General features: G+C 38.2%; 10 protein-coding genes and 2 pseudogenes. 10 read left to right on the top strand and 2 right to left on the bottom strand.

The annotated features are described in order from the left end of the window. The 10 genes and pseudogenes from L652_RS0110450 to L652_RS0110495 all read left to right on the top strand — a co-directional run. On the top strand, positions 1 to 711 hold a 711-nt coding region (locus L652_RS0110450; protein WP_024595616.1), incomplete at its 5' end, for an HNH endonuclease. A 4-nt stretch (positions 712 to 715) separates the two neighbouring features. Beyond that, a complete protein-coding gene (locus tag L652_RS0110455; protein WP_024595615.1) occupies positions 716 to 1,171 on the top strand; it encodes an SMI1/KNR4 family protein in 456 nt (151 codons plus the stop codon). A gap of 158 nt (positions 1,172 to 1,329) precedes the next feature. Then, positions 1,330 to 1,743 (top strand): annotated as a pseudogene (locus tag L652_RS01000000123655) (hypothetical protein); the annotation flags it as partial. Between the two features lie 209 nt (positions 1,744 to 1,952). Then, entirely contained in the window at positions 1,953 to 2,447 is a 495-nt protein-coding gene (locus L652_RS0110465) for a DUF6795 domain-containing protein (RefSeq protein WP_024595613.1), read from the top strand. 12 nt (positions 2,448 to 2,459) lie between these two features. Next, entirely contained in the window at positions 2,460 to 3,629 is a 1,170-nt protein-coding gene (locus L652_RS0110470; protein ID WP_024595612.1) for a lipase family protein, read from the top strand. A 117-nt stretch (positions 3,630 to 3,746) separates the two neighbouring features. Next, positions 3,747 to 4,520: a ChaN family lipoprotein gene (locus L652_RS0110475; protein WP_024595611.1), complete on the top strand. Its 774-nt coding sequence runs from the start codon at positions 3,747 to 3,749 to the stop codon at positions 4,518 to 4,520. After that, complete coding sequence (locus tag L652_RS0110480) at positions 4,514 to 5,092, top strand: hypothetical protein (RefSeq protein WP_024595610.1); 579 nt, start codon at positions 4,514 to 4,516, stop codon at positions 5,090 to 5,092. The genes L652_RS0110475 and L652_RS0110480 overlap by 7 nt, the downstream gene beginning before the upstream one ends. Before the next feature lie 70 nt (positions 5,093 to 5,162). Continuing rightward, positions 5,163 to 5,429: a hypothetical protein gene (locus L652_RS0110485; RefSeq protein ID WP_024595609.1), complete on the top strand. Its 267-nt coding sequence runs from the start codon at positions 5,163 to 5,165 to the stop codon at positions 5,427 to 5,429. A gap of 82 nt (positions 5,430 to 5,511) precedes the next feature. Then, a complete protein-coding gene (locus L652_RS0110490) occupies positions 5,512 to 6,291 on the top strand; it encodes a hypothetical protein (RefSeq protein WP_024595608.1) in 780 nt (259 codons plus the stop codon). Positions 6,292 to 6,529: 238 nt separating this feature from the next. Next, positions 6,530 to 6,961 carry a transthyretin-like family protein gene (locus tag L652_RS0110495; RefSeq protein WP_240915842.1) on the top strand — a complete coding sequence of 144 codons (432 nt, stop codon included), beginning with the start codon at positions 6,530 to 6,532 and terminating at the stop codon, positions 6,959 to 6,961. Between the two features lie 158 nt (positions 6,962 to 7,119). On the opposite strand, the gene istB is transcribed toward L652_RS0110495, so the two are convergent. Both istB and L652_RS01000000123660 read right to left on the bottom strand, forming a co-directional pair. Continuing rightward, the gene (istB, locus tag L652_RS0110505) at positions 7,120 to 7,872 is read right to left on the bottom strand and encodes an IS21-like element helper ATPase IstB (protein WP_008108712.1); all 753 of its coding nucleotides are present in this window, start codon (positions 7,870 to 7,872) and stop codon (positions 7,120 to 7,122) included. After that, positions 7,865 to 9,330, bottom strand: a pseudogene (locus tag L652_RS01000000123660) (IS21 family transposase). Before L652_RS01000000123660 ends, istB begins: the two are co-directional and overlap by 8 nt. Positions 9,331 to 9,423 lie beyond the last annotated feature (93 nt).

Below are 9,423 nucleotides of genomic sequence, written 5' to 3' on the forward strand. Positions count from 1 at the left end.
ATGGCAGCGCTTGGTGATGCGACGCTTGAGGCGACAGGTTCACCAGCACTTGCTACAATAGCCCACAAGTCAGTTGAAATTGCTGCTACGTTAGCTGGCGGTAAGACTGTTTTGAATGGGGCTAAAGGTCTGAAGGTTGAACTGAATACTCCAGAGGCTGGGGTATTGAACTCAAATCCTTTACCGATAAAAGTAACGCGTGATATTGAAGTTAGTAATAAATTACAAATGATCAATGGTAAGCCTCCAATAAATTCGGAGTTTGCGGGTGATGTTTTTAGTTTTGATATATCAAAGAATCCAATTATGAAAGATAGATTAGCAAAAGAAAACAATATTGATAGAATTAGTCGGGAAAAAGATTTAAAGATATTGGCGAGTAAGTACCCAAAAGGGGTGGTTTTTAGTGATTCAGGTTTCCCTGATTTTTCACCATATGGATACAAGATTAATAATGAATTGGTCACTGTAGAGTTACCGAAACTTAATCCAGACAGTTTGACTAAAAACGGTAATAAAAGGCATGGCTCTGCTATTGATATGAAAGATGCTAATAATTTAATGAAAAAGAGGGTGAAAGGCTGGAGAAAACCTGATAATTACACATGGCATCACGTAGAAAATTCAACAAAATTAATTCTAATTCCTACAGACCTTCATGGTGCAGTACGGCATAATGGTGGTCGGTCAACTTATAATTTTGAGGCTTAATCAAATGGAAATCCGAAACAGTTACCCAAAGCTATCGACTAAAAAAATTCTTGAGAAGTTTTCTCTATACGGATTAACACCGCCTAAAGAATACACAAACTTTTTAGAAAAGTATAATGGAGGATATCCGGAGGTTGAATGTGAGTATGTAGACAAGGAGGATGACGAATATACAATACCATTGGATTGTTTTTACGGTATAAGTGACACTGATACAAGCATTTCTATCTTTGCTAGAAGAGGTTTTCTGAGTGGAAGTTTACCAAATCAATTATTACCGATAGCAGGAGATGGAATTGGTAATGAAATTTGCTTGGGTGTTGAAGGGGAGTTTTTTGGAAAAGTTTATTTTTGGAACAAAGATGGTGAAGCACAATCACAAGAAGAAGTGAATTTTAGTAATGTCGAGTTAATTACTGATTCCTTTGATCTTTTTTTATTATCATTAACTCCTATCTGAAAAAAATAATCAAGACATCCACCCTAAAAATATGGATGTTGTAAAATAAACAAGACACCCATCCTAAATTTTGCTCTTTAAGTAGTGGCTACTGTTTAATTATTGTGAAAAATTAGCAGGGTGTTTTATGGCATTACCCAAGTAAGCGTCAAGTAAGTTTGGTGGATACAAAATATTACCCCCTGTATCTCGCGTTGTGTTCGGCGTGTATTTTTATGTGGCGAAGACCATTTTACTGGCAAGTCTTACGTGCATCGAAGAGGCTGTGTTGAAGAAAAGTTACTTCTGCTTGCCAAAGTGTTTTGTATTGGCGTGTGTGCTTATGCAGTAATTAGTAACTACGCCCATTTAGTGCTGTATGTAGATGATAAAAAAGCGAATCGATTAAACGACAAAGCGATTGTTTTTCGCTGGCATAAGCTGTGTAAAGGCACCGGACTTACGCAAAAGGTCATACAAGGTGAAGAGCTAAGTAAAGCTGAATCTATTTTTAAATTGAACGGTCAAACAGTATCGCGAGCAACTGAGAGGTATTATCTGTTTTATGCATTTATTTAATAAAAACAAGAGAATAGAAAAAAGGTGACTTTACAGGTTTCTTTTGAAGCCAATTCAAATAGCAAGCACTATTAGATGAAGCAGCACTTTGCTGCGTGTATGGCGCGCATTCAACATGATATGGCTAATGAGGTATCGGTTGAAAGTCATTTACTTTCACGTTTTTGATTAATGGTACTTATTTTAAATAATTAGAGATATAGGTAAGGAGGCCCTAACCACTATGTTTGGTTTAATAAAAAAATATGACGTACATATGTGCTCTGAAGTTAAAGGGATTATTACTTTAAACGGCAATCCCGTTGAAGGTGTTTTAATTAATCGCAGCCTTAAATTTGCACATAAAATTGAAAAAGAAGATCAGGTCATTACAGCTTCCGATGGCACCTTTAATATGCCAGAAGTTGTTGTTGAGTCAAAAATACCCGGTGATATGTTCTCCCATGAAGTTACTTATCAACTTATTACTGCAATTCATGGCGGTGAAGAATATGAGCTTTGGAGCTCAAAGCTCAATGGCATAAAAGAGCGAAGTGAATATAAATACAAGTTAAGTAGCTTAAATGCTGACTTAGAATCTACAGAAGTAAACTTTACTTTTCCTAATTATGATAATCCAAATTTGGAATTTGATGCTTCTAGTATATGTAGATGGGAACATGATTTTGAAATATATGAGATAGAAGATAGCGAAGATTATTTTAAAGATTTTAGATAAAAGGGAATTTATATGAATATTTTATCACCTAGTGTTGCATCACAATTAGCTGAATTTGCATACGATAGTATTGGCGTTGTGTCTGATCGCTCCTCAAATATAGAGCCAGGTAGAGTCATAAGTAAACATTTTGTTTTTGATGCAAAAAAGTCTGCTTTTACTGGTGTATCAGGTACTGTAGCTGAGCATGTTTTAAATCATTCAACAGGTTTTGGCTTTTTTGGTATTGGCTCAAAAGAAGGGGATCACAAAGGGGAAGTTGTTCTTACTTTTCGTGGCACTGCTGGTATTGCTGATACCCTAACAGATCTGCACTGTGGTTTAACTGTTGGACCAAATTATAAAGCTGTTCATGCGGGATTTAATCGAACTTTTGAGTCTATTAAACCACAATTAGCAGCAATATTGAGTAAGGTTGGCGGTCGACCAGTTCACTGCGTTGGTCATAGTCTTGGTGGTGCGTTAGCTACTTTGGCTGCGTGCTGGATAAAAGCAAGATTTAAAGTGCCCGTTAAGTTATATACTTTTGGATCTCCTAGAGTAGGCCATGGGCCTTTTGCGATGCAAAGTGAGACGAGTTTAGATGGAATTTATAGGGCTGTTCATCGCAGCGATCCTGTACCTATGGTACCTGTTTGGCCGTTTGTACATGGAGGGAGCGAATATAGGCTAAGTACGTGTGTTTCACTAACGGGTGCAGCTCATAAAATGGCAGGCGATTCACCTGGATATATTAATACTGCTTCTCGTTACCCTGATTATAAGAGTATGCAAAAGGGGTCTTTATCTAATCTAACCATGACACGCCTAAAATATAGTAATAGCCATCATGCATCATTTAATGCTCATTGGGCAGAGAAGATAACTAGTGCCTTACTAACACTACTAAGAGAAAGTGGTAAAATAACAAGCATTCTAGCACAAGGTGTAGTAGCAGGAACGCTAACTATCTATGATGCATTAGCTCGCAGCCTGGTTGAAATATCCAAAATGTCCGCAAAGTACGCTGATGATTGCCAAGGTTTACTAGGACACATATTAAACTTTGTCGGTAAGCCTGGAGTGATAGCTGCTGACTTTACATACGCTCAAGCGAAAAAAATATTATATTGGATGCTAGAAAAGCTAAGTAGAGTTGTAATTGCTGCGGTTAAGGTTTCACCACATTTGGGTATTGGTTAGTAATTAAATTAAGGCTCAGGTAACTACTGAGCCATTTTTATAAAGCGGGCCACAATTAGTAAATGTAAAATATCTAGTTTAAAAGCCCTTCGAAGTTATTAAACATAAGGAAATACAGTGAATAAAATAAACACGGATGTAAATTATAAAACAATGGCCGGTAATGCGCGCTTAGTGATGCTCGGTGAATCAAGCCATAGCACTGCTGGTTATAAGTATGAAGCAATAAAGGCAATCAAACAGCTAAAAGCTGCTGGTTTTACACATTTTGCAATCGAAATGCTACCAAGAGCTATGCAAGAGAAAATAGACTTTTATCAGCGCACAGGTAAAGGCTTTGAAGTTATACAGCAGTATTTTAATAAGTATTGGACCCATGGCTATTTAACACCTCATGCGTATGGTGAACTTGTTAAGGCTGCGCGCGATATTGGAATGAAAATAGTCGCGCTCGACGTGTTAGTTGAAACAATGGATATAATGGATAGTGTATGCTCTTCACAGAAGGGTATAGGAGGCGATTGCTTTGATACTCATACTTATAGAAACGCACTTTGGGCAGTTAATTTAGCTACTATATTAAACCGTTCAAGTCAGAATAGAGTTGTTGCTTTTATGCATCGTTTTCATGCTGTACTAAATGCAGCAGACCAGCCTGGTGTTGATGTATTTCTTAAAGATCACAATATTTTCAATGTACGCTTTATCGACTTTATTGGAGGGTTAAGTTGCATAAGTGATAGACGTTGCTCAGGTGACTCGAATCAGGATAACCCCCTAAAAGAGCTTTATTTTTATCGAGAAGGCTACCCGTACGAATCATCTGTTAAATCTTTTCAAGTGCACATACCTGAAAAGCGTGTGAATAGTGATGGTTCACTACAATGGTAAAAATAATATCAATAATTATCTTTACTTGGTGTTTTGTATTTTCTTCGGTTTTGAGAGCATCACTTTTTCCTAATATAGATATTAACTCCCCAAACCTAACTGTAGAGAAGGCCGCTAAGCAATGCCAAAAAAGCTTAATGCATGCACCTGAACAATTAGAAGCATGGTGTGAAAAAGCATATAGTCTTGGTGATTGGGAGGCTTTATATTACATAGGCGTACACACCGGAGATGGTACTCGTTATTTAGAGGAAATTAACTCTCGTATTGCAAATAACGAGTATAGTGCTTTAAAAAAACTTGCTTGGATTTACCGAAGTGGCCACTTTGTAAAAAAGGATTTAAGAGAATCTGCACGATTATATGAATTGTATTTACTGCATGATAATGAAATAAACTTTCAAACTGTTTCGGCACATTTTGAACTATCCACTATTTACCAAAGACTTGGTATGTGGAATAAAGTGATTACCCATACTGATTACGTTATAAATTATGCAAACAGAGCTGATTGGGAGCATCGCGCTAAATATATACAAAAGCAAGCCAAAGCCTCGTTAGCTGAAAATTAAACTTTAAATGTATTTACCTAGAAATATAAAGGAGCTATGAACGCCTAAGCTAAGGCGCTATAGAAATGATATGGAACAACAAAGCCAACAAACACTAACTAACCTTGTTTACGATATATATGAAGACCCAGCTTTAATAGAAGAGCATCAAGTGCTTATAAACCCTTTGTTGAGCGATTTAGTTGCTAGTGCGCCAGCTGGGTTTGAGGGTATGGCGACAATGATTAATACTCATATTTCTAATGGGTTTAAATTCAAAAATCCTAAAATACAAAAATTCGAACTTGAGTCGGGGCTTTTAAAACTTAAAACATATTTTCAAAAAATAAACCTATAACCCCCATCATAATTACACACTCAATTTTTAATATTAATGCAGCACTTGTGCTGCATTAATTTTTTCTCATCAAGGATGATCTATGAGCCTTATTACCACGAGTATTTTAATGCTGTTTTTACAGCCTTTATTTGTATATTTAGCTCTTTTTAAAGAGTCAGATCGGAGTACTCCAAGCCGTTCATTAGATAACGAAGATGCTATGTATCTTTTTATAGCACCAGGGTTAGCTGTATTTTATTCTGATAACTTTTGGCAGGCGTTACTTTATTTAGGAAGTGTATGCCTACTAGGTTTAATGCTTGCCATTATTGTAAAAAGCAAAGCTAAAAAGCGATTAACAAGAGATGACGCTATCGGGTTTACTATTGCCAGTTTTTTATTTTTTGGGATTATAAAATTAATTATTGGTGGGTTAGGATATTTTTTTAGCGAAAATGCCGCGAATGCTTCAGCGCCTGTCATAGGTGAACAAACTTATTCATCAACTACAGGTGAGCTTTTAAACTGGGGGTATTTATATTATCAGTTTTGGCCAACGCTATACTTTTTACTCTTTATGTTAGCAACATTAGTTATAAAAATGATTGAGAGCCGGTTTAATAAACATTCATTTTCAGGCTCGCTCTTAATATTGGGCGCAGTTTTGGCAGGTGTATCACCGTTATTTGGGCATGCTTTTATTTTAGGCGTTATCGCTAACTTTTTTATATTTTTTGTTGTGTGCACGGCATGTATAGAAATTGATAAAAGGAGCGATCCTTCCGCTGGTGCTATTAGTTTTATATATGGTTTTTTGCTTGTGGGCGGTATCGCGTTTAGTAGTATTGGTAAATTAATATATACGCTATTTTATAATTAAATTAGGATTGTTTTTTGATTAAAAAACATGCAGTATAATTGTACCTAATTAGTATGTTCCCCTACTTTTTTTTAATATAAATATGGTTGGTGTAATTAATTGGCCATAAACATTTAGTAGCTTATAGCTAGGTCTTGGGAGAGTGTTTGCTTTGTTTTTATCGCGTTTAAAAATTTTTGTGTTGGTAATAGTCTCTATTACTGTTGTTTTTTTTACTACATCACAGGCTTGTGCGGATATGTTTGGCTTTTTTAATAAACAAGAATTTTATTTATCGGCTCCAGTAAAGGGGCAGTTATTAGATAATGAGCAGCCAGTTGCAAACACTAAAGTAATGCGCTCACTCACCTATGGCGATGAATACGTTGACGAAACCACAACAGACGAACACGGTTATTTTACTTTTACAGAAAAAACAATAAAAACAGGTAAGCCCTCTAATATGTTTGATAACGACTCGTTGGTTCAGCATATTTATTTAGAAAACGGCACGCCAGAAGGAATTGTTTTATGGTACACGCTTGTTTCAATTCATGAAAAAAGTGACACACTTAAAGAGCTTCTTGCACACTTGAAGTGCGATATTTCTAAAGAGCCGCAAACATACGATATTCCAATTAAAGAAGATACCAGCCACGCTTTTGCGATTTACACATCATGTAAACTTTAACTATTAATTTAAAGGGAACTTATATGAATACTTTGACGCCAACCCAAGCGGTACAGTTAGCTAACCTTGCTTATAAAGCAAAAAGCATTAAAACCTATCTAGCGTCAATTAACTTGGCCGGTTCCGCGTCAATTATCTTGGCCGGTTGATACCGAATTTTATTTACTCTTATTGAGCGCTGTTTTGCGTCGGTAGCTGTCACCTTCACAATGAATAATCGTGGCATGATGAACCAAACGATCGATTGCCGCGACTGTCATCGTTGAATCTTCAAATAGTTCATCCCATTGCTCAAATGATTTGTTTGATGTGATGATCATGCTGTGTCGCTCATAGCGATGGGCTATCAATTCAAACAGCACGCTCGTTTCCTGTTCAGTTTTTCGAACGTAACCAACGTCATCAACGATTAATAAGCTGTATTTATCGAGCTTTACAAGTTCGTCTTGCAAGCGTAAATGTCGCTTTGCTTGCTGGAGTTGTTGAACAATCGCTGACGCGGCAACGAACTTAACTTTATGGCCCTGCTCGATAAGGCCATAACCGATGCTACTGGCGATATGCGTTTTACCAAGACCACTGGCGCCAAATAACAATATATTGCCACCGTGCTTCAACCAATCCGGCTGATTTATTAAATCAGCAACAAGGGGCTTACTAACCCCATCAACAAGGGTAAAGTCGAAGCTGCTAAGGTGTTTACCCATTGGCAATTTTGCATCTTTTAAAAGCCGCTGAAGGCGTTTGTCATCGCGTGTCGCAAGTTCAACATGGCACAGCTCAGACAAGTATTGCTGCGGGCTCCATTGTTCTTCCATCGCTTTTTTTCCCAGGGTATTCCACTGTTGAAGCATGGTGCTAAGCTTTAATTGTTTCAGCATTAAAGGTAACGAGGCCGTGAAGTTATCCATGTAGACCTCCCGGTATCATGCTGCTATAAGCGCTCAAGCTGTGTTGCTTTATTTTTATTGTGGGTATGTTTGATGCAATCACTAAAAATTGCGCTTCACATTCTCGGATGGCCGGTAATTGTCGCTGAGTAATTGACACTGCTACAAATCGTCCTAATTGACGTTCACACCCACTTTGTTTTGCTAAATGGAGCAGTTTTACCATGTAATAGCTCGCTTCATCCGCTAAAAGATGAGTATTAACGTATTCCCAAATAGCTTTGTAATTGTCGCTTGGGAGTAAGTCGTCACGTAGTTGTGAGTAGCGAAATGCCAATGGTTTTTTAACCAATGCGTCAATAACATGCAAGTAACTAATATTGCGTGCACGGCACCCTTTAGAAGCATAGACACGCGCTAACGTTTGAACTAAATCGCTGCCATAGCGCAGCTCTAAGCGGTTGTCATATAAACGAACAAGTAATCGGCTACCAATAAGGCGTGACGGGACGCTATAGGTAACACGTTTCAATGAAATAGTACTCGTACGTGACACCGTTAGATAATGCTCGGTGTAATTGACGCTCATCGTCCGTGGTAAAGCGTGTAATTGTCGCTGCTCTACTGCGTACTTATCACTTACACGGCGATTACGGCGAGCAACAATGTCTGCAACAAACGATTCATAGACTTCTCTTGTCTGAAAGTCATAACTACCACGGATTTTTAATGCTTGCTCCAGTTGCGATTTAAGATGCCCATGAGGGCTCTCAATAGCCCCATTTTCATGCGCAATACCGCGGTTATTACGGGTCGCTTTAAAGCCATAATGGATAACTAGCTCATTAAAGCGCTCTGTAAAATCATTATCATTAGTATGATTACGATAGGCGGCACTGAGACTGTCTGTACGCACTTCTTTAGGCACACCGCCGGCTGCTTTAAATGCGTTTTGCACACCATCAGAAAAAGCAGCAAAGCTTTCACCGCNCTGGCGGGCATACGATAATGAAACAACATATGCTTAAGGGGTTCACTAGCAATGGTAACGGGTGACTTCACATGTGTGAAATCACATATACCTAATAGGCCATACTCGTGTGTTTGCAGGAATACGACCTCTTTGCTTGAGCCATACAGTGCCCGCCATTTATGAATTCGACGCTCTAATGTACGCCGTGAGCTCGGGTTAAATTTGTCGGTGTGAAACTCGCAAAGATGATCAAAAATTCCCACTGGAGTTAACGTAGCATCACCTTGAAGTAGAGGGACAACAATACTGTCCCAGATAGATTCAAGTGGATCTATACGTGTTCGCCATTGGCGTTTATTAGACAATGGCTGCTCATCCAGTTTATCAATGCGCCTTGCTGAACGTTCAGAAATACCTGCTTTCGCAGCCGCGATAACTTGGCTATTACGCTTTCTATGTTTCATATAAATAGTGACCTGCTGATCAGTGATTCGTGTTCCCGGCACAGTGAACTCCTCCGTTCTGCTGTACCGAACCTTATCAGATCAACCGGCCAAGATAATTGTCGCTAGACCGGCCACCGTAATTGTCGCTTAATA

It is taken from the genome of Pseudoalteromonas sp. TB25, assembly GCF_000497995.1.
GTDB classification, from domain to species: domain Bacteria; phylum Pseudomonadota; class Gammaproteobacteria; order Enterobacterales; family Alteromonadaceae; genus Pseudoalteromonas; species Pseudoalteromonas distincta.

What these genes read in the sequence shown, in the direction of transcription:
- L652_RS0110470 (WP_024595612.1), top strand. Translation starts at nt 2,460, where the DNA reads ATGAATATTTTATCACCTAGTGTTGCATCACAATTAGCTGAATTTGCA.
- L652_RS0110495 (WP_240915842.1), top strand. Translation starts at nt 6,530, where the DNA reads ATGTTTGGCTTTTTTAATAAACAAGAATTTTATTTATCGGCTCCAGTA.
- istB (WP_008108712.1), bottom strand. Translation starts at nt 7,872, where the DNA reads ATGGATAACTTCACGGCCTCGTTACCTTTAATGCTGAAACAATTAAAG.
- L652_RS0110455 (WP_024595615.1), top strand. Translation starts at nt 716, where the DNA reads ATGGAAATCCGAAACAGTTACCCAAAGCTATCGACTAAAAAAATTCTT.
- L652_RS0110465 (WP_024595613.1), top strand. Translation starts at nt 1,953, where the DNA reads ATGTTTGGTTTAATAAAAAAATATGACGTACATATGTGCTCTGAAGTT.
- L652_RS0110480 (WP_024595610.1), top strand. Translation starts at nt 4,514, where the DNA reads ATGGTAAAAATAATATCAATAATTATCTTTACTTGGTGTTTTGTATTT.
- L652_RS0110485 (WP_024595609.1), top strand. Translation starts at nt 5,163, where the DNA reads ATGGAACAACAAAGCCAACAAACACTAACTAACCTTGTTTACGATATA.
- L652_RS0110490 (WP_024595608.1), top strand. Translation starts at nt 5,512, where the DNA reads ATGAGCCTTATTACCACGAGTATTTTAATGCTGTTTTTACAGCCTTTA.